This is a genomic window from Turneriella parva DSM 21527, from assembly GCF_000266885.1.
GTDB classification, from domain to species: domain Bacteria; phylum Spirochaetota; class Leptospiria; order Turneriellales; family Turneriellaceae; genus Turneriella; species Turneriella parva.
Genome location: NC_018020.1, coordinates 2,444,770 through 2,471,496 on the forward strand (window position 1 = coordinate 2,444,770; position 26,727 = coordinate 2,471,496).

Genomic DNA, 26,727 nt, shown 5'->3' on the forward strand with positions numbered 1-26,727 from the left:
TCAGGTTTGCCGTCTCTTGTGCAATGCCCCGATTTCGGCGAGTGTCAGGTTCCATCGACACAGCGGTTCAGCAAGCTTGCCCAGATCTTGCAATACAGTCTTTTTCACCATTGTCTGGTCGCTGAGGCTGGTCAGCAAGAATACATGCTTCAATTTCAGAAGTTCTGCCTGCGGGTGGTTCTTGTCAAAGCCGCGCGGCACCCGCGCCAGCTTGTCGTCGTCGCTGAGATCGGGAAAAGCCTTGCGCAGTGTCTTGTCAGCGAGAAGTTTCACGATTCGGCTTGAGGGTGAGGCGATGTTTTTCTGCAGCTCGGCGAGTACAGGTTTTGCCGGCCGGTAATAGCCGGCACCGAAAAGCGATCTGCCGCCGGGTTCGACGTGCACGTAATAGCCGGGTACTATGTCTGATTTTTTTCCGTCGGCACAGATGAACGCGGCGAGGTGCGTCTTGTAAGGGGCTTTGTTTTTGCTAAAGCGTACATCGCGGTAGATTCTGAAAAGGCAGCTTTTGGGGTCGATGTTCGATACCGAATCGTCATGTTCGCTGAGCACGAAAATGAGCCCTGCCACGAGTTCGAGAAAATTCTTCTGCGCAGTCTCAAATTCTTCGCGATGCTCGGTGAACCAATCGCGGTCATTATTCTTTGCGAGGGACCTGAGAAAGTTGAAATCGCTCTGTTTCACGGGAACAGCAGTTTTTCTGACCATTCGGCTGCAATCACAATCGAGAAAACGGGGCAGGGGTCAAACAATTAAAGACTATTAAGTCTATAATTGTTTGACGTCTCGTTGCTCAAAAAAAGTCTCAGCTATGAGTCCGCTGGCGATTGAAACAGAGAACATAAAGTTTCAGGTCAGCGGCGACGTCGTCGCGAAAATGCGCCGCTTCTGGCGTGAGCACGATTTCACCATGGGCATCGACTTGCTCGACGCGCAGCACATGTGGCTGATCGCTCTGATTTTTCACCTCGAAGAGCTGCTGAAAGCCCCAGCGCGCGACCAGAAGCAGGTCGACGGAGTTCTGAAAGAATGCGTGAAATATGCGCAGACGCATTTTCGTGCTGAAGAAATACTCTTCGCTGCGGCGAAATACCCCGAAGAGGCTGCGCACGAAAAGCAGCACAGTAACTTCGTCGCGAATATTCAAAACCTTGCCGCCAGGTCAGAAGAAAATGCGGCAAACCTCGGCAAGTTCTTGCAGAACTGGCTCGTGCAGCATATCAAGAAAGAAGATATAGCCTACTGCAACTTTCTGCGCCAGGCCGGTTTTGACGCGAATGGCTACTTTCAGACCGTCGTCGCGTCAGGTTCTGAGTTTGTGCTGAGTGACCAGCAGCTTGAGCTGCATGCGGCGATCACGCAAAACAATGAGATTGTGCCGGGTGTTTCAGATGTTGTGCTCGCCGAGATTCGCCGCCTGTGGCGCAGTTATTCGATTCGGCTCTATGTGCCCATGATCGACATGCAGCACCTGTGGCTGATCAAGATGGTTGTCGAGCTCGAGGTTGCTCTGAAAGAGGGGTACGAAAAACGTGCGCACCTTTTGGGCGAGATGCTGCCCGAGGTGAAGCGTTACGTGCACGAACATTTCTCCGCTGAAGAGGCGATGATGGAATCACTCGGTTTTGAAACCCGCGCCGGTCACAAGAAACAGCACGCAGCGTTCGTCAAAACGATCGAAGAGCACAACACCGACTATGGCACCGGCACCCGCAGCGCCGCCACGCTTCTGGTCAAAGATCTCAAAGAATGGCTGCTTTCGCACATTCTCATCGAAGACGCCAAATTTGCGAAGCTGTGCCGCGAGAAAAACGCCGGGGCGTTACAGATCTCGAAGCAGCTCATCACCGAGAAAAAGGTACAGTTCAAGAAAGCGCAGATTCTGCTCTACCAGTACGTGACCGGTAACGCGGCGCGCTGATTTCTATCGAATTTCGGGTTTAGATTCGGGGTAGATCCTCATTTTGCTTTTTTTCGCATTTTTCGCAAAAATGCATCAAGCTCTAAAATATTCTGACGAAACTACCATTAGGGGTGAAAATTGCAAAAAAAATGATAAATAGGATTAAACAGAGGCCTAAAATTGCGTTAACTTTGCTCAGATTGCCTCAGGTTTCATGAGTTAGCATCAACTTAACTCCACATCTCTATACCTAAACTCCGTAGATAGACTCAAGTGGTAGAGCAGGGCAGAAAGCTGCTTTGTTTTGCCTGAACACCGCTCTTGCCTGCCGGCCTTTCCCGGTGGGTCGGGGCAGCAAGCCAGGGAAGGCTTGGTAATGGGTTCTGCACCTGTCGCGAAAAGGACAGAGCCCCGCAGGTGTTGATAAAAACAACGGAGGGTTTATGATTATCAATCACAATTTGAGTGCGATTAACTCGCACCGCGTGCTGAAGTTTCAGCACGAAGAGACCAGCAAGAGCATGGAGAAGCTTTCGAGCGGCATGCGCATCAACCGCGGCGGCGACGACGCATCGGGGCTTGCGGTTTCAGAAAAAATGCGCACTCAGGTGGCCGGCCTGCGCCAGGCAGAACGCAACGCTGAAGACGGCATGAGCATGATTCAGACAACCGAAGGTTATCTGAATGAGCTCAGCGAACTCTTGCAGCGCATTCGTGTTCTCGGTGTGCAGTCTGCAAACGGTATCTATACCGCCGAAGACCGCCAGATGATGCAGGTTGAGGTGTCTCAGCTGATCGACGAAGTTGATCGTATTGCATCTCAGGCAGAATTCAACACCATGAAACTGCTGCAGGGCGACTTTGCCCGCACTTCAGCGACAGCTTCTATGTGGTTTCACATCGGTGCCAACATGCACCAGCGTGAGCGTGTGTTCATCACAACTATGACAGCTGCAGCTCTGAATCTGCGTACACAGGCTGGCGGTATCGAGTCGATTTCAACTGCAGCGAAAGCGAACAGCATGATCGGCCTCACCGACGAAGCGCTGTATCAGGTGAATAAGCAGCGTGCCAACCTCGGCGCGTACTTCAACCGCCTCGAGCACGCAGCAAAAGGCCTCATGAACGCTTATGAGAACATTCAGGCATCTGAAAGCCGTATTCGCGACACCGACATGGCAGAAGAGATGACGAAGTTCACAAAGAACCAGGTACTGATACAGAGTGGTACGGCAATGCTGGCGCAAGCCAACGCAAAACCACAATCAGTGCTGGCTTTGCTTCGATAACGGGAACTAGCGCACGATTTGCTGACGCCGCAGGCGTGAGCAAATCGTGCATAACCCGTTCGGCGCGAGCCGAACGAAACGCAAGGGCAGCACAGGCTGCCTTTTCGTGTTTGTCATACTGAATTTGATTTCGACGGGTCTTGACAGACACCCATTTCGCAGCGCACCGCGCTGCGAAATGGGTGTCTGATTGGGAGAGACCCGTCACGCGAGTGATGGAGCTGCTGCAGCAAGGATGCCGCAGCAGCGAAGTCTCGATCAACAGACACTCTATGCAATTGCGTTCGCAAGTGGCGGGGTTTTAAAGGGGTACGCAGTACCCCTTTAACTTCTACCTTTATTTGCAACGTAGTTGCAAATAAAGACAAAGGAGTGTCTATGATCATTCGCAACAACCTGAGCGCAATCAATGCACACCGGGTTCTTAAGTTTAATGAATGGGAAACAGACAAGACCATCGCACGTCTGGCTTCAGGTGAAAGAATCACCAAGTCAGCCGACGATGCCTCGGGTCTCGCCGTTTCAGAAAAACTGAGAACTCAGGTGCAGGGATTGCGCCAGGCAGAAAGAAATACCGAAGACGGTATCAGCTTTGTACAGACAGCCGACGGTTATTTGAACCAGCTCGGCGATCTGTTGCAGCGGGTACGCGTTTTGGCCGTTCAGTCGGCCAACGGTATCTACACGGCAGAAGACAGGCAAATGATGCAGGTTGAGATTTCTCAGCTCGTCGACGAGGTAGATCGTATCGCGTCGCAGGCTGAGTTCAACCGCTTCAAGGTGCTGCTCGGTGACTATGCAAGAACCTCAAAGACAGCGTCGATGTGGTTTCACATGGGAGCCAACATGCACCAGCGCGAACGCGTCTTCGTCGGCACGATGACCGCCACCGCCTTCAAACTGAAGGAAAACGGTGCGTCAGAGTCGCTGTCGACGGCGGCACAGGCCAATGACCTCATTGGCGTGGTCGACGAGGCGTTAGGCAAATTGCTGAAGCAAAGGGCCGATCTGGGAAGTTACTCTAACAGGCTTGAAATGTCTGCGAAGGGCTTGATGAACGCTTATGAAAACATACAGGCGTCAGAAAGCCGCATTCGCGATGCAGACATGGCCGAAGAGATGGTTCGATTCACCTCGGGCCAGATCTTGCAGCAGAGTGGTACGGCGATGCTTGCCCAGGCGAACCAAAAAGCAGCAAGCGTGATGCGCCTGCTCGGCCGTGATTAAACGGATCTAGCGTTGCTTTAGGGCAACCTAGACCGCGAACACGGTGCCCGGTTTCCTCTTTATTGAGGTAGCCGGGCTTTTTTTTGGCATATTTAGCATTTTTTGTTTAGAATGAACGCTGACAGGAGCAACCGCTCAGAGATGATACTTTTGCGGTGGTGTTTCACGCCACCGCAAAAGCTAATTAAGAGAGGAAAGTCCGGACACCACGGGGTACGGGGCCAGAGAGATCTGGAGCTAACGCTGCTCACGCAGCGAAACGCATGAACAGTGCCACAGAAAATATACCACCTCAACTGAGGGGTGTGCAAACACCCCTCAGTTGAGGTAAGGGTGAAAAGGTGCGGTAAGAGCGCACCGCGCGGCCGAGAGGTTTGCGGCAGGGTAAACTCCCCCTGGTGCAATTTCGAGCAGCTGCAGATTTCTTCAGGGTTTCGGCCCGGCTGACCCCAGCCGAAATCGTGCAGCGGGTAGAAAGCGAAGAGCTGCGGGGTATAACCCGCAGACAAGACAAATGGTTGCCAAAGGATATTTCGTTCTTACGAAATCTCCGGGACAGAATCCGGCTTATGAATGTCGTTAATCCGGGGTTGTCTAAAAAGCCACGAACCGCGCTGCACAGGCGCGGCGCTCAGGCGGAAACCGGCCTGAATAGGCCGTTTCGCGTGAATTTGCCGCAGGCAAATACAGCGTTTTCGTCTGAGCGGTGACTTTTTAGACAACCCCGGATTTTTTTATGTTTACGCGCCCGCTGCCACACTGGTACATCGGGCATGACTTCATCACTCATCTGGGTTCTGATCGCGGTCTACATCGGCTTCTTTGTGTTTCTGCAAAAAGTCATGAAGGAGTCGTAAATGGTACTTGGACACTATGCATCCGCATTTTTGGTGCGCCCGCATCTGCCACAAGCGCCGTTCTGGTTGCTCTTGCTGACCGCCAACCTCGCCGAGTTCTTATGGCTTGTGCTGGCTCTCGTCGGCGTCGAACCAACTAAGCCCGACTCAATTCTCGATGCGACTTTTAACAACCTCGACGTGCACATGACGTACAGCCACAATGTCGTACCGAATCTGATTCTGGGTGGCGTCGTGTTCTTGCTGGTGCAACTCATCTGGAAAAATAAGAAGCTCGCACTGGGCGCAGCGTTTTTGACCTGTTTGCATGTCTGGTCAGATATCATAGTCGGATTTCAACACGAATTGCTCGGGCCCGACTCGATGAAAGTGGGACTCAATTCTTACGGCAGATTTCCCTATGCTGCCATACTGATCGAGTGGTTCTTTGCGCTCGGCTGCCTCAGCTACTTTGTCTGGGCAGAGAAGGCAAGAGGGCGCATGGTCGCGCGCAAAAAAATCGTGCTGCTCTACACGGCGTTCACCATTGGCATTCTGTCATGGCTGCCGAACGCCTACACACCGATGAGAAAATTACTGGGACTCTAGTCGCCCGCTATTCGCCTTGATCGCGGCGCCAGCTCCAGAAACTGCTGTAGACGTCGTCTTTTTCATAACCGCAGTTGGCGCATTTGTAGTGGTAGATTTCGTCCCAGTGCACGTCGCGTGAAAAAATGCCAGGGTCGTAATCTTTCGCGTTGTCATATGATTTGCCGGTCACTTTCAGTTTGCGCGTTTTACATTTGGGGCACTTGCTCGTCATCAGCCAGCCGAACACCAGATAACCCGCGAAGAGGCCGACTAATGCCAGAATCAGCCAGGGCGTCATGCCACGAAACAGATCGGAGAAACGAAAATCTTTCTGCGTCTCATCGCTGTAGTTGACGACCGTCTCTGCGCCTAACTGATAAATGTTCAGCACATCTGCAAATCGGTCGTCTTTATAATCGCCATACCATGTGGCTGATTTATCCCCCTTTGCGAAATCACGGTCTTTGGGCACCTTGCGCAGCACCACGAGGTTCGTATAGAGCGCCTCGAACCGTTCGCGCGCAAACACGCACCTGAGACTGTAGAGCCGCTGCTTGAAATACGTGTACACACATTTCGCTGGCTTAAATTGATTAAATAGAACAAAAGGGGGATTTATAACTTCAAACGCAGTTTCATCCCAGCTTTGCGGGTTTGACACGTCTTTTGCTGCGGCCTGAATCGCATCGGGCGAACTGCCGAACGCGACGTCAATGAACGGGTTTTGCGCGAAGAGAGAAAAGGTGAGTGTGAGAGTGATGAAACCTCTCGCGATGAATGCGCGCATGGCCCATCGAGGTCAGCAGAAATAACTTGTAAAGCTTGAGTTGGCAGTTGAGAAAAGTCCCCGGGAAACACTGTGTGTTTCCCGGAAATGTACGCAAGGTCTCAAATCTCTGCCGCAGTCAGAGGCAGCCTGCAACACGCTAGCAGGCCATTTTTCAGGGAACTCTTATCGCAACCGTTTGCTTGGGGCGGAGTGTCCCTATAGAAATCAGTCTATTCGTGAAATGTAATCTCCTGCATAGTTTTGTCGGCCCTCGCAAATGAGCGTGAACCAGTGGTAAGGGTGCTGGGATTATAGTTCGCCGCATTGCCTTGACACGATTGTGAGCAGGCATATATGAGAGACCACGAAATCGATGGGGTGCCAGAACCTTTTGGATACTGCTTGGTTTTTACAGTATATGTTGTGGTGTCGATTTCCCTGAAGTTTTCGGAGAGATCGCCCGTAACCAGACGGCTATTAAGGTACTGCATACCGGTGGGCGAGCTTGCGGAAAGGGGAAACACTTCTGTTTGCTGTCCGGTAGCTGCTGCACCTGTGCCAACCTGCGAGATTTTTTTCCAGTTGTATTGAGGTGAAGCCACATAGCTGTAATAGACTTCATCTTGCGTGAACCGGATAGTCTGGATGCCGACATTTCCAGTATTGTAATGTCCGGCCTTGGTGTTGTCGTGCTTGTTTACCCAGTAAATCTCCGAATGTTCGTTGATGCCGTCGCCGTTGACGTCAGTGGAAGAGTGAGGCGAGAAAATAATCAGGTCACCGATGACACCGATAAATTTTACCGAATAGCGAATCTGCGAATCGGGAATCGTGTTTCGCCAGTTTGCAGTGTTCGTTGTGTTATCATGCAGGCCCATAAATTCACTGATGGTCGGTGCCCCGGTGTTTGTCAGGTTGATGACGTAAAGCAAGGCTTTCCCGTCGCTGAGCCGTTGGGCCATGCCGTAGAGCTTGTGATCGTGAAACAATATTGGAAAGAAGAGCGTGGTTGCATTGATGCCCGTCGTCGGCAGAGTTATCGGCGTCATCGTCAATGTAGCCATGTTCACGTGATAAACGGTGGAAACGCCCGTACCTAAACCTGCCCATGAATGGAAGATGACATTGTCGTGGTTGGTATCCATCAGGGTGTAATAGACGCTCGTTGTCGCTCCTGGCAATACCGCCGCGAAGTCACCGACCTTTGTGAAACTGCTGTTCAACAAATCGATCGCAAATCGGCTAGAGCCGCTGACGGTTCGGGCACTATAGGCAATGTAGTAGTTGCCGTTGCCAGTGAATCCGTGCAAAGAATTGCATGTGTCAAAACCCGTCAGCCCAGTTGCGCAGTGGTACCTTTCGGTCGTGGTCCATTTGGCAGTTGAAGCGGGCGTGGTGGTGCCGCCGCTGGGCGTACCGGAAGTGCCTCCAGAGCCTGAACCTCCACCCCCCTGGCTGCAAGCCAGAATGAAAACCATGAGTGTTATCCAAATTGAGATTCTTTTCATTGTAATTACTCCTTGCGCTCTTCGTAACAACGAAACGACGAAGACGCGCTGATGTTTTCCACTACTTCACAATTCTAAAAAAGTCTATAGGGCAGCGTGCCCTATGCAGTCGCTATTCGATAAACGCGCTGAATGCGTAGCCTTCGAGTTTCTTGTATCTCACACGGTACCAGACGCCGCTGAGTCCGTCTTGCCATTCATGATGGCGTGCGGGGGCGCGCGAAAGAATTGTGACTGTGGCCTCGCCGGGCATCAGCACCAGCTTCTTGCCTTCAATCGACGGCTGATCGCGCAGGTAGAGGCCGTCAGAGGCGACGACCTTCGACTTTTCAGCGCGTTTGCCGCCGCGCGCACAGGTGAAGCGAGGCTTTTCGCCGCACTTTGCACCCCGAGCGAGAAGCAGTGCCTCTGTTTCGGCATCGGTGGTATAAGATAGGGCGCGGGCCCCCCTTTGCGTTTTAGCATTGACCTTGGCGCCGGATTCGACGAGTAATTTTACCGCATCGTTGTCCTGGCGAAAAGCGGCGGAGATAAGCGGGGTTATGCCGTGGTGGTCTGGAATATTGACGTCGGCACCTGAGGCAATGAGGGTGCTCAGAATCTCGATCTTATTCGGCAAATCTGATTTGGTGGCATTCAAGAGCGCTGTGCCACCATGATGGGGGTTGCGGTGGTTGATGTGCGCGCGAAATTCAAGCAACACCCTGACGCAGTCTGCCCTGCCGAAGCCAGCGGCATAGCTCAGGGCTGATCTGCCGCCGGAGTTGAGCTGATTTGGGTCAGCGCCGGTGGCGAGCAGATCTCTGAGCGCGGCCGCATTGCCAGAGACCGAGTGCGTGAAAATATCTTCGCGTGCCCCGGCATCTTTCAGAATTTTCACAGCCAAAGCATCGTCGTGTATATAGGCTAGCAGCAAAGCGGTGAATCCCCCATTGCCAACATGGTTTGCATCAGCGCCATGCTTTAATAACCAGCGCATCGTGTTATGCTTGCGATTGTCGGTCAAAGCGAGCAAGGCAGTGAAGCCAGAGCTGTTCCGGGTTTCGAGATCGGCGCCGTTTTCATAGAACAGCTCGGCCCAATCGAGGCCATGTTCGAGCGCGATAAAAAGCCACGGCTTATTCTGAGGATACGATTCATTCGGGTTGGCATTCGCGGCAAGCGCTGCTCGCGCGGCATTAAAATCTTTTGCATAAAGCGCTTCGCGCAGCTTTTCGGTTTCTTGGTGCGGTGAACCAGAGCGCGTGCGCATGGTCGGGGCCGATTTGCAGGCTACGGCGAGCAAAGCTGAAACGGCAATGACGACTGCGGCAAAGAGCGCCGCGAAGCGTCTGGCATGGTGCTGGTGGCGCGCGCTAAATGCCGTGGTCGTGTACTTCACTTACGTTTGCCGTCTACATACTCGACAATATCAATACGCCCGTCGGGAGTTGTGTAGACGCCGGGCCCATGGCGTTCGCCATTTTTGTATATGCCTTGATACTTAATGCCATCGGGAAAGGTTTCGACCCCTTTGCCGTGATACTTGTCATCTTTAAAATCACCGCTGTACGAGCCCTGACTGCTTGTGTACGTACCCTTGCCATTTCGTTTATTATTCTTGTACATGCCCACGAATTTACTGCCACTTGCATATTCAATCTCAGCCAAACCATGCAACTCATACAATTTGAATTCGGCTTTATAAATCGCTTGTTTTGTGGTGAGTACACCTTTGCCGTCTGGGTGGCTAAAGTATAGCCCGCCGATGTAGGTACGGTCGCCCAACATTGGCAAAGGTTTCGTTATAGTCCAATAACCGTAGGCTTTTTTCCCAACTTTATGCAGGTAGGTCATGGCTTCGTGATGACCTTCCATATGCGCGTGGATTACGGCCGTTTTGTCTTCTTTGTCTCTGAGCGCCAAATCAGCTTTAGCCTTGATCAGGCGCTTGATCATATCCATGTCTCCGTAGATTGCTGCGTACATTATTGCCGTTCTGCCATAATTATCTGTGGCATTTACGTTTTCCCTCGCTGCCAATGCGTCATTGAGCGCTGGTAAACTTCGATTGATGGCTGCATAAACGACCCGCGACGAGGTCTTTATCGGTTCAGGTTTGACGGGTGTTGTTGCCATCGTCTCGCTTTGGGCGTTTCTGGCCGAACAATCGACGAGCAAAAGCGAAGCGATACAAAGCAATAAAAATCTCATTTGGTTCGTTTTCGTGTATTTCATAAGCTTTCTATAAACGAGATTAAGGCGAATGTCCATAGGGCATGGTGCCCTATGCGCGGGGCGTTTGCATACCCCAAAAAATCATGCCTCGGTATGGGTGCCCAACAAGAAATGAGGATGCATACCGTTCTGGCAGGCTAAACGCGTGTTGCTTGACTTTACCTGAAGAAATGTCAGGTCGACGCAGACTGCGAGAGGAGTCAACATAGGGCAACATGCCCTATGGACAAACGCTCGAATAGGGAGTAACAATAAGATATGAAAACCAAAACTTTACTGATAGCTACCACGCTGGCAGCTCTGGGCCTGATGGCCACCGCCTGCAAGCCAAAAGTCACCGACACGGGCATTCGCTACGTCGCCGTCAAAGACGGTCTCAACATGCGCGAAGAGCCTTCGCCCACGGGCAAGAAAATGCTGACGATACCATACAGGCAAGAGGTGCAGAAGCTCGAAGAAAAGCCGGAATCTTTCACGATCGACAAGACCGAAGGCAAGTGGACGAAAGTTTCGTGGCAAGGCAAGACGGGTTGGGTGTTTGGTGGGTTCTTGTCTTGGTTCAGTCCGGTTGTGAAAGCAGACGATGAAAATAGTTCATCAGGAAATTCTGTAGTCGATCATTTCAAATCGCTCAGTTTCAACAACAATTTTGCAATGAAAGATTCAAATTCGCTCTCTATCTATGGCACAGACATGGGCTGCGCGCGCGCCGCAACAGCGAATGAAGATATTACTGAAGATGGCGTTACCTTTGTTCTGAAGTACCGAAACTGCCCCGGTTCGCGAGGAGACTGTGGCACTTGTGAAACGGTAAGAGAGACTTGCAGAATTACTGCCGCAACTATCTTAGCAACGGCCAACGGTGGTAGCATCAAGGATAGTGATATCCAATGTAACTAGCGATTTCCGTGTCGCGTTTTGGTTTAAAGGTGCCTAGAAAATCAAGCCCACTCTGAGAACCATCGCCTATTTCGCCGCCGCCAGCTTGCTGCTTGCGGGCGGCGGCACCGCTCTGCTTATGAACCGCTCGACGCATCCCGGGTTGCGCAAGCTATCCGGTGATTGTATTGGCTGCCATAACCCCGTCAGCTATATGCTCGTCGGCACGAACGCGGGCAAATTCTCCAAGGGTGTGCACCCGGTCGCGCCGGGGTTTATCCCCAGTGAGCCTTCCATACCCGACACCCGTGTCATGACGGGTGAAGAATGCTCGATGTGCCACGCCGAGGTATTTCGCACCTGGAAACAGGCCAACCATGCGCGGGCCTTTTCAAACGCCATCTTTCAGACCGCGTTCAAACTGGAAAAAACCGCATGGTGTGTAAATTGCCATGGGCCACTGTGGCAACGCGATAGAACCCCGCTTGAGAAGCTGGGCGTCGAAGGCAAAGACGAGCCGGGCCTGCACCATGCCGGCGTCTCGTGTGTTGTCTGCCACATGAAAGACGGGCAAATTTACACCCGTAACGCAAAGAAACGCGACGAGTCGAAACTCTTTCACCCGCTCTATGTCGATACCCGGCTCGGCGACGAAGAGTATTGCGGAGGTTGCCACCAGTTTAATTTTGTCAGCCACCATGAGCCGTGGCCGGTTTATGAAAATTCGATACCGATGCAGAACACGGTAGAGGAATACCGCGAGGTTGTGGCCGACCGGCGCGTCGCCTGTTACAGTTGCCACTTCGAGAAAACCGACCATAGTCTGCACCCCAAAGGTGATCTCAAATCGGTATTCAAGTACAAGATCGTGTCATCACCCCACGACGATCGCCGGCGCATCACGTTCGATATTCGCCTCGAAAATCTGGGTCATTATTTCCCCACGGGCGATCTGTTGCGTATTTTTTCTCTTTATGTAAAGAGCGGTACAGGTGAAGAACTCTTTCGCAAAGACTACCGTAAGCAGGTCAGGGTCATCGACCGCAGCCTCGTCGCCGATTCTGTGTTAAGGCCTGACCCGGGCACACTCGTGGCAGCCGATAGGGTGATCTTCGAAACCAAAACGCGGGACTTGCGCTGCGAGATTGTCTATCGCCGCCAGGGTGGTCTCGAACACAAGGCATCGAAGTTCACGTTACCCGAGAAAATTCATCACAATGTTCTCTACGCCGGCCCGTGCGATGCGGCGAAGTGGTGACGTTATTCCAAAAACCCACTAAACGCATAACCTTCGCGCCCCCTGAACCTGACCCGGCACCACACACCGGTGCGGCCGTCGTGGTGCTCGTGGTCTTTGCCCGGCGCACGCGAGAGAATGATGACCGTGGCGCCAGCTTTCATTAATGTCAGCTTCGTCGCCTCGATTGATGGTGCGTCGCGCAGATAAAGGCCGTCGGCGGCGATCACCTTGGTTTTTTCTGTGCGCCTGCCGCCGCGGCCGCAGGTGAACCGTTTGGGGTCGCCGCATTTTGCGCGCCGCGCGAGCAGAAATTTTTCTGTTGCAGCGTCGGTGACATACGAGAGCGCCGTCGCGCCCTTTTCGTCGCGCGCGTTGACGTCGGCACCGAGTTCGGCGAGCAGCCGCACGACCTCATTTTCTTGCCGCCTCGCGGCGACGACAATGGGTCGCTCGCCGTCAGCAGTGGTTATGTTCAGATTTGGGACACCCTTTGCCAGCAGCTGCAAGACTTCTGTTTTATTGGGGATATCAGACATCACCACAGCCATGACTGGTGTGATGCCATTTTCGCGATCTGAAACGGAGACCGAAGCACTGAGGCTCAGCAACATACGAACACATTCGGTTCGGCCGAAGCCGGCGGCATAGACCAGTGCTGGTATGCCATATGAGCTGTACTCATTGACGCTTTCACCTGCACGCACGCGCTCTTGCAGACCTTCTGCGTTACCCGAAACCGAATGCGTGAAAATATCTTCTTTTGCCCCGGCTTTTTTGAGCATCGCGATGCTGGTTGCATCTTCGTGAATGTAAGCCAGGAGCAGCGCGGTATGGCCATGAAAACTGCGGTGGTTGAGATCAGCATCGCGGCGAATCAGCCAGCGCATTGCCTCGTGGTTGCGCTGATCGACCATGGCGATGAGTGCGGTGTTCTTTTTCCAGTCTTGTAGGTTGATATCAACCCCCGCGTCGGCGAAGGCCTCTGCCCAGTCCGTTCCGAGTCTCAGCGCTTTAAAAAACAGCGGGGTCGTTCCCTGATATAAATAATTCGGATCGCCCCCCTTGGCAAGCGCTGCGCGTGCCGCCTGCAGATTCTTATCCCAGACAGCGTCGGTTAGGGCGTCTGTCTCTTCTCTGGCATATTCGAGGCGAACCTGCCTGGTAGCGCAAGCAGTGGCTACCATGAGCAGGCAAGAAAATACCAGACGGATGGCAAATGCCGACTTACTTGTCACGCGGCGTCAGTACTTCGGCACATTCTCCACGCTGCTCGCCGAAGTCGACCGTGATGGCATAGTCCTTAAGGGACCGCACCGCTCGAGGGTCGAATACGACATCGATGTCACTGCCGTTGCCGAAACAAGACTCCGTCCGTGCCGGCATCGTGCCGCAGCCCCGGCCGCATTCGCGCGCAGGAAACAAAATAGAAAAGGAGTACTCGCCGTCCTGCGCCGATTGAACCCAACGCACGTCGGATTTCGGAAAAGTGCCGCTATAATCATAGTCACTCGCCGCACCATTACTGGCATTATGTTTTGCCATGGCCAGAAAGGTATTATAGACTTTTCCCTTACTGAGGGTAACTTTATAACGGTATTGCCAGATTTTTTTGTCAAACTCACCCTTGCCATATTTGATCGCCAGCTTTAACAGGCTTTCCTGCGTAATGCCGTTTGCGAAATCGTTATCAGATATAGTTTTCTTATATTCCTTAATGTCTTGCTCTATGCCCTGGGTGACGCTCAGGTATTTCGATGTTTCGCCAACTTTCGGATTCAATTTGATATGATACGAATAGGCGGCCAGGCTTTTGTTTCGATTCTGCTCCGGGCCTGCCGATGGTGGCGTTACCGGCGCTTCTGCCGTACTTGCACTCGCGTCCTGCGTATCGGCAGATACTGGAACCGCTACGCCCGCAAAGTAGTCTTTTTCGACAGTTACGAAAAAACGCAAACCATGTTCGGTGGCCTCGGCCTTATCGGCATGCATAGTCAGATCAACCTTCGCATCTCTGAGAGACAGCGAGACACCGATCTTGCTGTTCCCAGCCACGGTCACTTTCGCCTCATGTTCAGGCGCATAGCGACGCCCAAATTCGGCATCAGAAAAAAAGTCCAGCTCAAGGGCTTTATCCTCGAAAATACGGGCGATGATGAGCTCTCTGACCAGGGGCACATGGGTTATCTTATTGAATTCCGCGGCCAATTGTTTGAAGGTCGATGCCCGCAACGGAAATTTCTCCACAGCCAGAGCCAGATACCTGTCGTATAAATCACGCATGTGTTGTGCGAAAGCCGCAAGAAACTTATTTTCCGGCGCGTGCTCGGCTTCTTCGGGCTTTGCTGCCGGTCTTAAATAACCTTTGTACTTTTCATAGTGTCGCATCAGCCATGGATAATTTAGAATACTTTCAGCGTCTTGCGCCAGGAAAGTCGAAAGCAGGTACATATGTACGAGTTTGTCCTGGCGTTCGAGAATGGTCTCATCGCGGATATCCAGTATCGCCAGCGCCATGTCAGGAAGGTATTTTCCGGGCTGAGGACGTTTGTGGTTTTTCATCCATTCGCGCATCAGCAGTGCATCAGCTTCGTCGCCTTTTTTCGCGACATAGAACTGCAGATCTTTTACCGGCTGAAGTTCATTTGCAAAGGGCATGTTGCTGGCAGTAAATTGTTTCGTCATCGATATGGGTACATACGCTTTCTCGCCATTGCATCGCAATTGTGCCGGACACTTGACCTGCCAGTAAAAATAGTCCACTTTCTGGTATGTCACCCGAAGCGCCCCTTCAATATCGATCGCGGGTACCTTTTTTTCATCCCATGAGATGCGGCCGTCTTTTAGCGGCTCTTGCAGAATGTCGATTGGCTTTTCGCCATTCAACTGTATAATCACCGCCGGTTCGGGCATGGCGATATAAGTCTTCTTGGTGCAACCGGTAGCAGCCAGTGTCAGTAAGCAAGTTACCAGAACGGATTTGAGAGTGTCGTCTCTGCCTATGTACCTAAAGATCATCTTGATCCCTCCATGTTCCTTGCTCATCGCTTCTTCGGCATTTCCCGAACCTTATCGGGGAACAACAGGATACTGCAAAATGAACCATATTTGGAGAAATACTTAACAAAAATGTTGGGCTCGGCATTGATTAGTTCTGCGGGCTCAAAAGTCAAGGCGAAGCGGTCACCGATCTTGAAGCAAACCCCTTTGACGGCAGATTCAAAACCTCCGGATCGATCGTGTACAAGCTGGCTACCTTCCAGGTAAAAAGAAGATGCCGCATCATACCAGCGTAACTTGACCCCAGGCCCATACCCAGTTCTGCCGTCCTCGAAAGATTCGTGCATGGGGCCTTCGAACACACCTACACTGGCACTCCCACTAGCGGTATATCTCACCATCTTTGCGAACGTATGATATGGTTCGGGAGCTTGCAAAGTCACAACGTATGAAAAAAGTCCTGTGGTTTTATCCAGTTTACCCTCGCCATACTTCAAGGCTAATAGCTGTAGAGATCGGCTTGTTAGCTTTCCGCTGAAATCTGCCTCCCCAGTCTTTTTTATCAGTGTGGCCGCTTCTTTTTCTAAGTGCTTATGTATATTCAAATAGTCTGAATCTTTGACAGGTTCATAATCTACGGTCAGGGACGAAAAGTCTGTTGCTTGAGGCGCTTTCTGTCCTGTTTCTGCGGCATCTCTCTCTGTTTTCGCGGCTGCGGTAAGTGCCTCGACATGCTTAAGGGTTACGTCTCCTTTGGGTTTCAAGCGCAATATGAACCTTAACCCGAGTTGTTTGGGCCTGGCGTCTATATAGGAAACATAAAATTCATACGTTTCAGTCGGAGTTTTCAACTGAGCGACCATGCCTGCCTCTATGCGGTCGTGCACAAATGTGAGCGACGGGATAAAAGCCGGGTCTTCAACACCAGCAATTTTTCTCAGGGTATCGATTGGATTGTTGGAAGTTGATTTATCAACTGGCTGCATGGCAATGCTTTTTTCTTCCAATAAGCGAAGAAAAATCTTTTCCTTTTTCCCGGGAAGGCAATTTCGATCGATACTTTCCGCGAGCTTGACAAATCCCTGCGCCGTCAAAGGGAAATTATCTACGCTGGATTTTAGGTACCTGTCAAATTGTTTCTCTGCGTAGGTACGAAAATTTTTGATGAAGTCATCGGGTTTGGGAATATCTGCCCATCTTCTTCCGCACAGGGAGTTATCAACACCAAGCGTTTCTCTCTCCTCAGTTGCATAGATTGAGTACTTATATGGTTCAACTATACGATGAGCCACAAGGAAAAACTCCGCGTCGTTTTCCGGCAAGAAAAACCGCATCAATTCGGGCATAAATTTTGCAGGTCGTTCTTCATATGCACCGTGGAAAAAGTTTCGCATTTTAATCACGTCCGCCGCTTCGTCTTTCTTCGCCACATATAGATGCGCCTTTTCATTGCGCCTTACTATTTCTTTTGCAAATGGCATTTTTGCCGCATCGTACTCTACGGTTTCAGCCAGCGGTAAGTAAATCTTTTCACCGTTGCACTTTAGTTCTTTAGGACATGCCGCCTGCCACAGCAAGAAGTCGACATCTTTGTCCTTTACGTGTAAGATGCCTTCTAACTCGATTGCATTAAGCATTGCTTCACGCCACTCAACGTAACCCTCTTTTAAAGGCTCTTGAATAAACTTGACTGCCTCTACCTGATTTACTCTGGGCCTCAAATCAACCAGAACAGCCGGCTCTTTCATGGGGGTAAACGCCTTCTTCGTACACGAAGCTACCAACAGGCTTAGAAATATCACGGAATGGACATATGGGAGTTTTTTCATATTGCATTATTCATACAATATATTCTGCGTCAAGTCCATAGGGCAGCGTGCCCTATGCGAAGCATTGCGTCCGCCAGACCGGCAATCGCCGGTCTGGCGGACTTTCGTCTAGTTTTGAATCGACGCGGGAATCGCCGAGTCGCTCGACGTGTCATTCGAGCATTTATTCAGCACAGTTACAACCCCGTTCTGGTACGAGAATGCAGCCCACCACCGGTCGGCGGCGCCACAACCTGTTGAGCTTGCGCTTGCTGTAACAGTGGTGATGCCATTGCCGGTGATCAGTCTTGCCTGGGGAACCGAAACGGTGCGAAAATCTATAGTGTTGCTGAATCGTGCCACCGCGAAAACGTACTTCGCTCCGCTATTCTGCAACAACGTAATATTCTCGCACCCTGAAGCGGTCTGCACGTCAAAGTCAAGCGTTGCCTCGGCCGTTGAACCTGTACCAGAAAAACCCCAATGAGAGCCCGATGAGGTGTTTAGCAATCGAACATCGTGGTCTCCGTTCGCTGACCAGCAGAGGTTAAACACGGTTGTTTTTGGGTCGACGAATACCACGTCGCCGAGCGCCGCATCTGCGTCTTTTGCGTCAATCATTGCCTGCCACACCTGCTTATCTTTAAGTGTTGCTACGAGCAAAGTTCTGCTGCCGGGGCTGACCATGACCTTGAAGTTGCCTGCACTGTCTGCCTTTGAGGTTGAAGTAAAGAAGCCGGTTTGCACTCCTTCGTTACCGCTTGCAGCCTGGGGTATTGCCTCGATGCGCTCAACAGTAGTTTCAGTTAACGCGTAATCTGCCGAGCTTACTTGTTTGCGTGGGTTAACTGCTCGTCCGGTTAAAGTAATCGCCGCACCCTGGTTGATACAGTTAGCGAAAATAGCGATGATTGTCATGGCCAATGCGCCCTGTATTATTTTTGATTTTTGCTGTTTCATATTTTCTCCGTTAGAATAATTCTCAGTCTCTTGCGTAGGTGTTGCTGCCGAAGTTCAGTATTCGGGCATCGACAAACACGTGAAAGTTGTGGGAGTTAATAATCTTGTGTTCTTCTCCCGTGTCGGTTTTCTTTTCGATTCTACCCATCCAATCGTAGTGATAACCAAGGCCCAGGTTGACGCCGGCGCTGAATACATAGTAGATGTTTAGTCCCAACCTGACGAACCCGGCGGCGGTATTCACAAATGCGCTGCGATCGAGCACCTTGCCGTCAATCTCCACTGTGGCTTTCGTCGGCAAGTGAAAGCCACCGCCAATAAGCAAACTGTAACTGAATCCGGTGCTGACCCGCGACGGATTCTGAAGGCCGCTCATGCCAAAACCGGTAAGTTCGAGTCCGCCAACTGCTTTGTAGCCTGAATAGACATACTTCTGAGACAGGCCATTCTGGTTTCCCGAAAATTTGTACTCATAGGCGTCGAATGCAGTAAACCAGTTGTAAACATTTTTGACCTGATAGGACAATTTCGCCCCGTAGCTGTACCCGGCTTCTTTTTCGAGCTTGAAAGAGTCGGGCGCGCCGTTTAGGGTGACCGAGGGGTTTGTGTAGGCACCGTAAACGCCCAGATTGATGCCTGAGTCAGACCAGCGGGTTGGCGTCCGTTCTTCTTGCACGGGTGTTGCAACACCGGCGCTGGGGCTTTCTGCCGGTTTCTCAGCCACGGTAGCCTTAACAGCCTTACCCTTCTTGCCCTTCGCCTGTGCATGCACGGCATTGGTGGCAAAAAAAGCGGCAAGTAGGATTAATCCTAATTTTAGGTCTTGCCTGCCTCTTGCGCTAATTATTTCGCTGCGCTTAAAGGCGGCAGCGATAAGCCTGATCGTTGTTGTTTTCATCAGTCAGGGTCTTAGCCGATATCAGGTCCATTGTCCATAGGGCAGCGTGCCCTATTCGCGCAGCACACAAATCACGTTGAAAAGGGCAATAGCCGCGAATTTGTTGACCACGTCAGATTTCGACATGGTGGGCGGCATCATCGTAAAACTTCCCATTTCGAATTGACGCCGGCGCGGGTGCGGATCAAATCGTCACCCCCTATGGTACAGAGTCGCCGATCTAAATACCTGGCATGCCTGCTGGTCGCCGCAGCCACGAGTGGCGCGCTTTACGCCAAACCCGATCTGGACTTGGCGCCAAGTTTCGAGTCACTCGATCTGACGACCGTATTACGCATCTGTCCGCCTAAAGTGCAGTTACCGACACCAGACGATGAACGCTGCACATCAAACACCGCTGAGAGCATCGCCGCCACGCAGAAGATGCAGCTATATACCGAGCCGTTTTGGGCGCTCGTTGAACTGCGCAACAACACGAAAGACGATCGCATCTATGTGCTCGAACACCATCTGGCGATCACCGAACGCGTCGCCGTTGAAGAGCTGAGCGACAAAGCGGCAGCGACAAAAGTTGCGGGTGAAGGTGCTTCGGTTTATGCGCGCGACTACCGTGCGCCGCTACCGGCATATCGCCTGCAGTTCAAAGCTGGCGAAACAAAAATTCTGCGGATTTCGATTCGATCTGATCTGGTCACGCGCATGGGTTTTACGCTGCACTCAGAGAGGCATTATATCGATGAATTGCAGGTCACGAATGTTCTGCATGCGGGCTTTTATGGCCTGATGTTCAGTATGATTCTCTTCAACCTGTTGCTCTATCTGCGTTTGCGGCTGCGCATGTATCTGTATTACGTACTTTTTATCATGTCGATTTCGGTGATGTACATGGGCCTCTTCGGCCACGGCTTTGCATTTATCTGGCCAGACGCATTTCTCTGGCAGAAATATAGCCATAGCGCGGCAAAGTTTACTGCCGCTATCTTCGGTATCGCTTTCTTTAGCGCTGTGTTGAACGTGCCGCAGCGCATGCCGCGCCTGTATGGCAAAATAAAACTCGCCTACCCCTTATTTGTGGTTGCGGGCTTCGTGACCCCGTTTCTTGCACCGCAGGGCATTTTTCTCATCGCCACAATTGTCGTTGCGATTGCAGTCATCTATTCTCTCGCGCTGGGGGTTCTTTCAGCGGTGGGAAAGTTGCCGTTCAGCTTCTATTATGCTATTGCGATGATTGCGATGCTTGGCGGCGCGCTGATCAACCTGTTGCAGACCGCAGCGATTCTGCCGTCGAATACCTTTACGCTGCACGCAATGCAGGTCGGCACAGCGCTTGAGGCAATCTTTCTTTCTATTGCTCTGGGCGATCGCTATTCGGCAATCGAGGGTGAAAATCATGCACTGCAGCACCAGCGACTCGAAGATAAAAAACGCATCGCGCGCGATATTCACGATGTCATCGGCACCGAGTTTCAGATGCGCCTTATAGAAATTCAGTCAGAGGGCGAAAGTGCACTCAGCAGCAAGCTCGTCTCGGGTCTGCGCAGCACGCTCGACAAAATCAGAGAGTTCTTGTTTCTGCTGCATACCGAAGAGCATCTGCCTGCAAAACTCGAAAAGACGATCGAAGACCTGCTGCGCCGGCTCGAACTCGCAAAAAAGTTTGAAATCGAGAGAGATATTGTCATCGACGCGCAGGCAATCGGCACTACCGAAGCCTACCACATTGAACGTGCCGTGAGCGAAATCATTTCGAATATTGCCCGCCATGCACAGGCCAGCAAGATTGTCTTCACTTTGCGCATCAACAAGCAAGGGGGATTTCTCGCCGTGCGCGACAACGGCGTCGGTTTTGAAAAGACGCTCGCAGCGAAGAACATCGGTATGGAAAGCCTCGGCTACCGCGCCGAGCGCCTGCGGGGCAGACTCAAGATTCTGACGTCGATGGGGCGTGGCACGACCGTTGCCCTGCGATTCAGGGGGCAGGCATAGGGCAGCCTGCCCTATAGACATTCGCCGACAGGCAGTGTAAGTATTCGATATGCATGCCCGCATTGCCATCGTCGAAGATACCGAGACCATCGCAGATGAGCTCGAACGTGTGATCAAGTCTGACCCCGAGCTCACCTGCGTCGGAAAATTTGGCTCGGCAGAATTAGCGATACGCAAACTGCCTGTGATGCTGCCCGACCTGTGTATTCTCGACATTGGTCTGCCGGGTATGAATGGCATCGCCGCGTTAAAAATCCTCAAGAAAAAAATACCACAGATGAAAATCGTGGTCTTTACGGTGTTCGAAGACAGCGAATATATCATCGACGCGATCCAGAATGGTGCAAGCGGCTATCTGCTCAAAGACACCGACCGCAGGCTGCTCTGCGCCGAGCTCAAGGTGATGCTACAGGGCGGCTCGACGCTCACGCCACGCGTAGCGCTCAAAATTTCACAGCTGGTCACTGCGCAGGCGCAGCCCGGTAAAGCAGAGGTGGATATAGATGCGCCGCAGAATCTCTTGACCGAGCGCCAAATCAGTATTCTGAACCACATCGCGCTCGGCTTCGACTACAAAGAAATCGCCGACGAACTCGACATCAGCGAACACACCGTGCGCCGGCACATTGAGAATATTTACGAGCGGCTTGAGGTCAACAGCAAGAAAGAAGCGATACGCGCCGGGCATAAGCTAGGTTTTTTGAAGAGTATGGCGAAGTGGGTTTCGTGAGGGGAAAACTGGTGGTTGAGAAGAGATTTAAATCGATCAAATTGAACTTTAGAGTATATAGGGATTCACACCGCCCGGTTCAGGCAATTATGACCAGAATTGGAATAATACGGCGAGGCCTCTTGTGCCTTGCTATAATCTTCGCCATATGTGGTTCTTCAATATTTGCCCGCAGTGAAAAGCGCGTCATGTTACTCGATTTCAAAAATGTTCTCAAGAAGACAGACTATGATTATCTTGAGGCTAGCCTTACTGATGCAGTGCGCAACAGGCTGAAAGAGAAGTTTGTCTACCGTGAAATTGAAAAGAGCGAATGGCAAGCGGTCGCAAAACAGAACTTTGTGATGGAAGAAGATTTATATACTTTTACGGCAGCGATGAATCTGGGAATCAATGCCCAACCTGATGTAGCCATTTTCGGTGGATTTTTTATTGAATCGAAAAGGGGGTCTTCACAGCAAGAAATACGTACCCGAGTGCGCATACTTGACCTGAACGAACGCAAGGAGATTGCAGATTTCGAAATGAAAAGTGTCGTAGACGCTTCAATTTTCGAGACCGTCGAGAAAATTGCAGATCGAATCGCAAATGAGGCTGCTGCCGTGCTTCCGGGTAAAGAGGCCTGGGCAAAAGGTGAAGCTCTCGATACGACAAGAAAACTAAACCAGCTCTCTTTGCGCGGTTCGCTTGCCCCCTCGCCTGTCGGGTCGCAAGCGCGCACAGTGAGCACGGGCAGTCAACATGGCGCTTCTGATCTTCGGAATATCTTCAGTGTAATGGCTGATTTTCAGCATTTTGGTATCTATTCGGAGTCCTTGGGCTTTTTCGTATCAGTTGGGATTCGCAACAGCAGCGACAATTTCACTTTTGCCCAAGATGGCTCGCCCGTGCCGGTGAGCCTCTTGGGCTTGTCGACAACCGCCGGATTCACCTGGAGACAACCATTGAACAATCAACTCTATGCTCAACCTTTTTTCGGGGGCGGCATGAACTACGATATGCTGAAGTTTGCATACAATAGCAATTCGGTGGCTGTTGCCTCAACGAATGGACAAGCGCTAAATCAATCAGAGTTGAGCATGATTACTTCGACCGCGGTTGGGGGGATTCGGTTAGGCTACATGGTAACGCGATGGTTATATATAGAAATCGGCTCCTCGTATGGGCTTCAATTCTACAGGTCGGGTTTCGGCCACCTATTGAGTTTTGATATAGGTATGGGGTTTAAGATATGAAAATTAGTTGCATATTGGTTTCAACGTTGTTTTTTCTGGCGTGCTCAGTGAAGCCGCAGCTCGATATCGTTACATTGCAACGAGATCTCGAACCGCCGCGTGTATTGACTGTGACGCCGGTAAATGGTACCACCCAGGTGACGGATTTACCACGAATTGAAATCGTCTTTAGCGAAGCGATGGATAGTAACTCGCTCAATAGCGCGACGATTTACCTGAAGAAAGCCGGTCTGAATCTTGGTGGCACTATTTTGTACGATGCGCCATCTCGCAAAGTCACATTGACACCGGCAGGAAGGCTATCGCTAAATACCGAACATACGCTGACTATAAGCACGGGTGTAAAAGATTTGGCTGGCAATAGCCTTGTCTCTGATTTTACTTCGACATTTTCCACCGATAGCTGCCCCGGACCTCAGGCCTCTCAGCCAAAACTAGGTTTTAACAATGACGTGTCTGCGATTGCCAAAATCGGCTGCGTGATCTATGTTGGGGGTGATTTCACCTCGGTCGGTGTCGAGACCGGGGGTGGGGTGCCCCTGAATACAGCCACAGGGAATATTGAATTTGGTGTGAACCACTTACCGATTAACGGGTCGGTGAGCGCCGTAGTCTCAGACGGAGCAGGTGGGTGGTATATTGGCGGCACCTTTACCCAGGTCGGGGCTGAGCTGCGTAAGAATCTGGCACACGTACGCTCAGACGGCAGCCTTACTGCCTGGAACCCGGGGGCTGACCTTTCTGTGACGGCATTGGCGATCTCGGGTGACGCGGTATATATCGGGGGCTATTTCACAACTGTCGCAGGCGCTGCTCGAAGTCGTGCAGCCGCAATTAGCACAAGTGGAGTCCTCTTGCCTTGGAACCCAAATGCCAATGGGCAGGTGTTGGCGCTTGCGGTCTCAGGCACAACCATTTTTGCCGGCGGCAACTTTACTGAAATCGGCGGCGGCACCCAGTCAAATCTCGGGGCGCTCGATGCGGCGACGGGAAATCTTTCAGGGGGGCATCTGAACCCAAGCACGAACTACGAGATCTATAGCCTAGTAGTTTCTGGTGCAACGCTCTTAGTCGGCGGTTCATTTACATGCATTAACACTTCGAACCCGGCGCCGGCCTGCACAGGTGGTACAAATCGCAACCGCCTTGCCGCATTCAGCTTAAGTGGTAACCTCTTGAATTGGGCACCGACGCTAAATGACTCTGCACATGCAATTTCTGTTTCCGAAAACATCGTCTATGTTGGTGGTAGTTTTTCGTGCTATGGCACAACAAATGCAGGCCCAACTTGTACTGGTGGCACGAACCGAAATCGGTTGGTGGCGGTCGATGCGAGTGCTAATTGTCTGGCAAACTGGTCTGGCTCTTGCGCGCAAGGTGGTGCAAATCCGTTGCAGGGCTGGAACCCTGATGCGGACAATCTCGTGAGGGCATTATCAGCAACTGATAGTGCAGTTTATGTTGGTGGAAATTTTACGAGCATAGGTGTCACAGCTCGTAATCGCCTCGCCGCCGTAGGTAAAGATGGTACTGTTCATGCTTGGAATCCCAATCTTAACAACTACCCATTCTTCATTGCCAGCGGCTCGAACTCAATCTATGTTGCTGGTACGTTTACTACGGTCAATAATCAGGTGAGAAATCGGCTTGCAGCCATTAGTACTGACGGAGTCTTGCAGGTATGGAGTCCGAATGCAAATTCCACGGTCAGATCGATAGCAGCAACTGCCAATTCGATTATTGCCGGCGGAGATTTTTCGCAGATCAATTCAACCGCTCGTAATCGTCTTGCTGCGATCGCGCCCGATGGCACGCTTCTGAACTTCAATCCTGGGGCAAATAGTTCGGTACTGTCACTGGCTACAGGCAATGGCAAGCTTTACGCCGGTGGTTATTTCACGACTATTGCAGGCCAATCACGCAATCGAGTCGCTGCGTTTGATCTATCGACAAAACAGCTTCTGGCCTGGAATCCAAATGCTGGTGATGCAGTCTCAACGATAAGTATTTCTGGCAGCACAGTCTATATCGGCGGTTATTTTACGGGACTAAATGACAACACGACATCTTGTGGTACACCCGGCCTTGTCACGCGAAACAGAATCGCAGCTGTCAATGATACCGACGGGTGCGCGACGTCTTGGAATCCCAATGCGGATTCAAATGTCAATGCAATCGCAGTACTAGGGGCCGAAATTTACGCGGGTGGTAGTTTTACGACAATCGGCGGTGGGGCGCGCACCTATTTGGCGCGACTTGACGCCGTCACGGGTATGTTGCTCGATAATCCCGCATCTACCGGCAGCATTTATAGTTTGGTGGCCGGCAGTAATCAGATTCACGCAGGTGGCGTTTTCACTACGATCGGCGGCATCGTTCGCCGGTATGCCGGTGCCGTTGGTTCGGAGGGAAACGTGACGCCATGGAACCCGAACGCCGATATGCACGTTTATGCCTTATTGATCGTTGGCAATGTTGTATATATGGGGGGAGGATTTACCTCTATCGGCGGTTCACCGCGCTCACGTTTTGCCATGGTGAATGCCACTGACGGTAGCCCGATCTGGTAAGAGCGAACACACCGTGCGCAGGCATATCGAGAATATATACGAGCGGCTTGAGGTCAACAGCAAGAAAGAAGCGATACGCGCCGGGCACAAGCTGGGTTTCTTGAAGAGTATGGCGAAGTGGGTTTCGTGAGGGATAGGGCAAGATGCCCTATGGACTTTTTCTCGGTCTTATGGCAGAAAAAGTCATGTTCAGTGTAACGGTGCGTACCGACGAAGCAGGCATTGAATTGAATAGAACGGAGGAAACATGAAACGATGGAATTTATGGCTAATTGCTGGATTTCTATGCGCTGCAGTCGGCTGTGGCAACAGTGATTCGCAGTCTAGCCCAGCAGCGTCGTCTGCAGCTGGTGCTACAACTGGTCAAGAAGACTGCGTGCTAGGGACAAAAACTATAGACAATTGCAAAGTACAGTAGAGGAGACTATATGAAAGCATTCAAAGAAGGTATTCAAAAAGGACTAGGGATTATTGTTGTTTTCGGTACGGCAGTATTTGGCTACAACGTGGCAGGCACGGTAAAAACATGGAGTTCCGGGGAAACTCTCACAGCAGCAGATCTCAACCAGACTGTACAGTCGCTCAAGACTGCGGTAGAAAATGCAGCTCAATTTTACGAAGCTGGGGGTGGTTATTACCATAGCGCAAACACTTACCAGTGGGGTAGTTTTTTCGGCATAGGGGGCACGGCGACCGCCGAAAAAGTTACTTCAATGCCGCGAGCTGGTAAAGTGAAGAACTTTACGCTTAAACCGACCAGCAATACAGTGGATGCAGCCTGTACACTTACATTGCGTAAGAATTCTGTCGGGACGACCATAGCGGTCACGATACCAGCTGGGAGCACGACACAAATTGCAGACGCCGATACCGTAGACTTCATAGCGGGTGATAATTTGGGCTGGTACGTGGCCTGTCCCGGTTTTACGACAGGTTCTGTCGGTTACGACGTTACGTTTGAATTCTAGATACGTGACATCGGCAAGTGAGGGCTGTCAGGTCGCTGGCCAATCTACGCTGGATGGGTCAGATTTGGACTTTGTGCCGGTCGGGTATATCGTTGGTTCGTGCGGCAATATTGTCG

Annotated in this window: 22 protein-coding genes and 1 other RNA gene; 13 read left to right on the forward strand and 10 right to left on the reverse strand. The window is 51.5% G+C overall.

The genetic code is table 11. The features are described from left to right. A complete protein-coding gene (locus TURPA_RS11690; RefSeq protein ID WP_157210475.1) occupies nt 1-684 on the reverse strand; it encodes a DUF2461 domain-containing protein in 684 nt (227 codons plus the stop codon). A 127-nt stretch (nt 685-811) separates the two neighbouring features. Here TURPA_RS11690 and TURPA_RS11695 point away from each other — a divergent pair, with 127 nt between their 5' ends. From TURPA_RS11695 to TURPA_RS11715, 5 genes are all read left to right on the forward strand, one after another. Next, on the forward strand, nt 812-1,921 hold the full coding sequence (locus TURPA_RS11695; RefSeq protein ID WP_014803511.1) for a hemerythrin family protein: 1,110 nt from the start codon (nt 812-814) through the stop codon (nt 1,919-1,921). A gap of 425 nt (nt 1,922-2,346) precedes the next feature. Then, nucleotides 2,347-3,192 carry a flagellin N-terminal helical domain-containing protein gene (locus TURPA_RS11700; protein ID WP_014803512.1) on the forward strand — a complete coding sequence of 282 codons (846 nt, stop codon included), beginning with the start codon at nt 2,347-2,349 and terminating at the stop codon, nt 3,190-3,192. 378 nt (nt 3,193-3,570) lie between these two features. After that, nucleotides 3,571-4,419, forward strand: coding sequence for a flagellin N-terminal helical domain-containing protein (locus tag TURPA_RS11705; RefSeq protein WP_014803513.1), 849 nt, complete (start codon nt 3,571-3,573; stop codon nt 4,417-4,419). Nucleotides 4,420-4,574: 155 nt separating this feature from the next. Then, an RNA gene (gene rnpB, locus TURPA_RS22560) (RNase P RNA component class A) lies at nt 4,575-5,003 on the forward strand. Nucleotides 5,004-5,276: 273 nt separating this feature from the next. Continuing rightward, a complete protein-coding gene (locus TURPA_RS11715; RefSeq protein ID WP_014803514.1) occupies nt 5,277-5,864 on the forward strand; it encodes a hypothetical protein in 588 nt (195 codons plus the stop codon). A gap of 7 nt (nt 5,865-5,871) precedes the next feature. Here the strand turns inward: TURPA_RS11715 and TURPA_RS11720 are convergent, their stop codons facing one another. The 4 genes from TURPA_RS11720 to TURPA_RS21865 form a co-directional block, all read right to left on the reverse strand. Then, nucleotides 5,872-6,633 (reverse strand): hypothetical protein, encoded by a 762-nt coding sequence (locus tag TURPA_RS11720; RefSeq protein WP_014803515.1) that lies wholly within the window; start codon nt 6,631-6,633, stop codon nt 5,872-5,874. 212 nt (nt 6,634-6,845) lie between these two features. Beyond that, nucleotides 6,846-8,123: a hypothetical protein gene (locus TURPA_RS11725; RefSeq protein WP_014803516.1), complete on the reverse strand. Its 1,278-nt coding sequence runs from the start codon at nt 8,121-8,123 to the stop codon at nt 6,846-6,848. A gap of 112 nt (nt 8,124-8,235) precedes the next feature. After that, nucleotides 8,236-9,504: an ankyrin repeat domain-containing protein gene (locus TURPA_RS11730; protein WP_014803517.1), complete on the reverse strand. Its 1,269-nt coding sequence runs from the start codon at nt 9,502-9,504 to the stop codon at nt 8,236-8,238. After that, nucleotides 9,501-10,340: an MORN repeat-containing protein gene (locus tag TURPA_RS21865; RefSeq protein ID WP_053332181.1), complete on the reverse strand. Its 840-nt coding sequence runs from the start codon at nt 10,338-10,340 to the stop codon at nt 9,501-9,503. Before TURPA_RS21865 ends, TURPA_RS11730 begins: the two co-directional genes overlap by 4 nt. Nucleotides 10,341-10,598: 258 nt before the next feature. Between TURPA_RS21865 and TURPA_RS11740 the strand changes: the two genes are divergently transcribed. Beyond that, entirely contained in the window at nt 10,599-11,240 is a 642-nt protein-coding gene (locus TURPA_RS11740; RefSeq protein ID WP_014803519.1) for an SH3 domain-containing protein, read from the forward strand. Between the two features lie 118 nt (nt 11,241-11,358). After that, nucleotides 11,359-12,477 carry a multiheme c-type cytochrome gene (locus TURPA_RS11745; RefSeq protein WP_014803520.1) on the forward strand — a complete coding sequence of 373 codons (1,119 nt, stop codon included), beginning with the start codon at nt 11,359-11,361 and terminating at the stop codon, nt 12,475-12,477. Nucleotides 12,478-12,479: 2 nt separating this feature from the next. On the opposite strand, the gene TURPA_RS11750 is transcribed toward TURPA_RS11745, so the two are convergent. From TURPA_RS11750 to TURPA_RS11770, 5 genes are all read right to left on the reverse strand, one after another. Further along, nucleotides 12,480-13,643 (reverse strand): ankyrin repeat domain-containing protein, encoded by a 1,164-nt coding sequence (locus TURPA_RS11750; protein WP_014803521.1) that lies wholly within the window; start codon nt 13,641-13,643, stop codon nt 12,480-12,482. A gap of 40 nt (nt 13,644-13,683) precedes the next feature. Then, nucleotides 13,684-15,501 (reverse strand): hypothetical protein, encoded by a 1,818-nt coding sequence (locus tag TURPA_RS11755; protein ID WP_157210476.1) that lies wholly within the window; start codon nt 15,499-15,501, stop codon nt 13,684-13,686. Next, the gene (locus TURPA_RS11760; protein WP_014803523.1) at nt 15,498-17,285 is read right to left on the reverse strand and encodes a hypothetical protein; all 1,788 of its coding nucleotides are present in this window, start codon (nt 17,283-17,285) and stop codon (nt 15,498-15,500) included. Before TURPA_RS11760 ends, TURPA_RS11755 begins: the two co-directional genes overlap by 4 nt. Nucleotides 17,286-17,393: 108 nt before the next feature. Next, nucleotides 17,394-18,224 carry a hypothetical protein gene (locus tag TURPA_RS11765; protein WP_014803524.1) on the reverse strand — a complete coding sequence of 277 codons (831 nt, stop codon included), beginning with the start codon at nt 18,222-18,224 and terminating at the stop codon, nt 17,394-17,396. Nucleotides 18,225-18,246: 22 nt separating this feature from the next. Continuing rightward, nucleotides 18,247-19,122: a hypothetical protein gene (locus tag TURPA_RS11770; RefSeq protein ID WP_014803525.1), complete on the reverse strand. Its 876-nt coding sequence runs from the start codon at nt 19,120-19,122 to the stop codon at nt 18,247-18,249. Nucleotides 19,123-19,323: 201 nt separating this feature from the next. Between TURPA_RS11770 and TURPA_RS11775 the strand changes: the two genes are divergently transcribed. The 6 genes from TURPA_RS11775 (at nt 19,324) to TURPA_RS11795 (ending at nt 26,611) form a co-directional block, all read left to right on the forward strand. Beyond that, nucleotides 19,324-21,108, forward strand: coding sequence for a sensor histidine kinase (locus TURPA_RS11775; protein ID WP_014803526.1), 1,785 nt, complete (start codon nt 19,324-19,326; stop codon nt 21,106-21,108). 49 nt (nt 21,109-21,157) lie between these two features. After that, complete coding sequence (locus TURPA_RS11780; RefSeq protein ID WP_014803527.1) at nt 21,158-21,838, forward strand: response regulator; 681 nt, start codon at nt 21,158-21,160, stop codon at nt 21,836-21,838. 188 nt (nt 21,839-22,026) lie between these two features. Beyond that, nucleotides 22,027-23,073: a hypothetical protein gene (locus TURPA_RS11785; protein ID WP_014803528.1), complete on the forward strand. Its 1,047-nt coding sequence runs from the start codon at nt 22,027-22,029 to the stop codon at nt 23,071-23,073. Next, nucleotides 23,070-25,643: an Ig-like domain-containing domain gene (locus TURPA_RS11790; protein WP_014803529.1), complete on the forward strand. Its 2,574-nt coding sequence runs from the start codon at nt 23,070-23,072 to the stop codon at nt 25,641-25,643. Before TURPA_RS11785 ends, TURPA_RS11790 begins: the two co-directional genes overlap by 4 nt. Then, a complete protein-coding gene (locus TURPA_RS23440; protein WP_157210477.1) occupies nt 25,615-25,773 on the forward strand; it encodes a LuxR C-terminal-related transcriptional regulator in 159 nt (52 codons plus the stop codon). Before TURPA_RS11790 ends, TURPA_RS23440 begins: the two co-directional genes overlap by 29 nt. 298 nt (nt 25,774-26,071) lie before the next feature. Further along, nucleotides 26,072-26,611, forward strand: coding sequence for a hypothetical protein (locus TURPA_RS11795; protein WP_014803531.1), 540 nt, complete (start codon nt 26,072-26,074; stop codon nt 26,609-26,611). Nucleotides 26,612-26,727: the final 116 nt, after the last annotated feature.

What these genes read in the sequence shown, in the direction of transcription:
- TURPA_RS11770 (WP_014803525.1), bottom strand. Translation starts at nt 19,122, where the DNA reads ATGAAAACAACAACGATCAGGCTTATCGCTGCCGCCTTTAAGCGCAGC.
- TURPA_RS11775 (WP_014803526.1), top strand. Translation starts at nt 19,324, where the DNA reads ATGGTACAGAGTCGCCGATCTAAATACCTGGCATGCCTGCTGGTCGCC.
- TURPA_RS11695 (WP_014803511.1), top strand. Translation starts at nt 812, where the DNA reads ATGAGTCCGCTGGCGATTGAAACAGAGAACATAAAGTTTCAGGTCAGC.
- TURPA_RS11720 (WP_014803515.1), bottom strand. Translation starts at nt 6,633, where the DNA reads ATGCGCGCATTCATCGCGAGAGGTTTCATCACTCTCACACTCACCTTT.
- TURPA_RS11745 (WP_014803520.1), top strand. Translation starts at nt 11,359, where the DNA reads ATGAACCGCTCGACGCATCCCGGGTTGCGCAAGCTATCCGGTGATTGT.
- TURPA_RS23440 (WP_157210477.1), top strand. Translation starts at nt 25,615, where the DNA reads ATGCCACTGACGGTAGCCCGATCTGGTAAGAGCGAACACACCGTGCGC.
- TURPA_RS11715 (WP_014803514.1), top strand. Translation starts at nt 5,277, where the DNA reads ATGGTACTTGGACACTATGCATCCGCATTTTTGGTGCGCCCGCATCTG.
- TURPA_RS11795 (WP_014803531.1), top strand. Translation starts at nt 26,072, where the DNA reads ATGAAAGCATTCAAAGAAGGTATTCAAAAAGGACTAGGGATTATTGTT.
- TURPA_RS21865 (WP_053332181.1), bottom strand. Translation starts at nt 10,340, where the DNA reads ATGAAATACACGAAAACGAACCAAATGAGATTTTTATTGCTTTGTATC.
- TURPA_RS11705 (WP_014803513.1), top strand. Translation starts at nt 3,571, where the DNA reads ATGATCATTCGCAACAACCTGAGCGCAATCAATGCACACCGGGTTCTT.
- TURPA_RS11750 (WP_014803521.1), bottom strand. Translation starts at nt 13,643, where the DNA reads ATGGTAGCCACTGCTTGCGCTACCAGGCAGGTTCGCCTCGAATATGCC.
- TURPA_RS11760 (WP_014803523.1), bottom strand. Translation starts at nt 17,285, where the DNA reads ATGAAAAAACTCCCATATGTCCATTCCGTGATATTTCTAAGCCTGTTG.
- TURPA_RS11725 (WP_014803516.1), bottom strand. Translation starts at nt 8,123, where the DNA reads ATGAAAAGAATCTCAATTTGGATAACACTCATGGTTTTCATTCTGGCT.
- TURPA_RS11790 (WP_014803529.1), top strand. Translation starts at nt 23,070, where the DNA reads ATGAAAATTAGTTGCATATTGGTTTCAACGTTGTTTTTTCTGGCGTGC.
- TURPA_RS11700 (WP_014803512.1), top strand. Translation starts at nt 2,347, where the DNA reads ATGATTATCAATCACAATTTGAGTGCGATTAACTCGCACCGCGTGCTG.
- TURPA_RS11740 (WP_014803519.1), top strand. Translation starts at nt 10,599, where the DNA reads ATGAAAACCAAAACTTTACTGATAGCTACCACGCTGGCAGCTCTGGGC.
- TURPA_RS11785 (WP_014803528.1), top strand. Translation starts at nt 22,027, where the DNA reads ATGTTACTCGATTTCAAAAATGTTCTCAAGAAGACAGACTATGATTAT.
- TURPA_RS11765 (WP_014803524.1), bottom strand. Translation starts at nt 18,224, where the DNA reads ATGAAACAGCAAAAATCAAAAATAATACAGGGCGCATTGGCCATGACA.
- TURPA_RS11755 (WP_157210476.1), bottom strand. Translation starts at nt 15,501, where the DNA reads ATGAGCAAGGAACATGGAGGGATCAAGATGATCTTTAGGTACATAGGC.
- TURPA_RS11780 (WP_014803527.1), top strand. Translation starts at nt 21,158, where the DNA reads ATGCATGCCCGCATTGCCATCGTCGAAGATACCGAGACCATCGCAGAT.